1 protein-coding gene and 1 pseudogene are annotated in these 656 nt (G+C 66.9%); both read left to right on the forward strand.

Annotation, left to right across the window (positions count from 1 at the left end):
• Nucleotides 1-514, forward strand: a 514-nt coding sequence (locus EOA38_RS38255) for a sigma-70 family RNA polymerase sigma factor (RefSeq protein ID WP_127301654.1), incomplete at its 5' end; no start/stop codon positions are given.
• A pseudogene (locus tag EOA38_RS40860) lies at nt 511-656 on the forward strand (anti-sigma factor); the annotation flags it as partial. The gene EOA38_RS38255 and the pseudogene EOA38_RS40860, both read left to right, overlap by 4 nt.

Raw genomic sequence — 656 nt, forward strand, 5'->3', positions numbered from 1 at the left:
CTTCGATATTGTCGGGCAGTTGGGGTCGCTGCGGCGCTACGCGCGCTCGCTGACGCGCGACGGCGCCGATGCGGAGGATCTGGTCCACGATGCGCTGGTGCGCGCCTATGAGCGGCGCAGCACCTTTCGCCCGGGCGGCAATTTGCGCGCCTGGCTGCTCGCGATCGTGCACAACATCTTCATCGACGGCATGCGCGCGCGCCGGTCGGAAGCCGCGCGCATAGAGCAGGCCGGACAACTTGCCAATATCAGCACACCCGCGCCGCAGGATCACTCGGTGCGCCTCTCGCAGGTGCGGGAAGCCTTCCTGACGCTGCCTGAAGAACAACGCTCCGCCCTGCATCTCGTCGCCATCGAAGGGCTGAGCTACGCCCAGGCAGCGGAAGTCAGCGGCGTGCCGCTCGGAACGTTGATGTCGCGCATCGGCCGCGCGCGTGCCGCGCTTCGCGAGATGGAGGAGGGCGCTTCGGCGCGCGGCAAAAATCACCTGAGGATCGTGGGAGTTGAACCATGACCGCTATCGTCGATCCCGTAACCGATGCCGATCTCGACGCCTATGTCGACGATCAGCTCGACGTTGCCCGCCGCATCGAGGTCGAGGCGTTCCTGTCCGCCCGTCCCGAGGTGGCGGCGCGGGTGATGTCCGATCTCAGGAC

Origin of the sequence: Mesorhizobium sp. M1E.F.Ca.ET.041.01.1.1 (assembly GCF_003997355.1) — a bacterium.
In the GTDB taxonomy this organism is placed as follows: domain Bacteria; phylum Pseudomonadota; class Alphaproteobacteria; order Rhizobiales; family Rhizobiaceae; genus Mesorhizobium.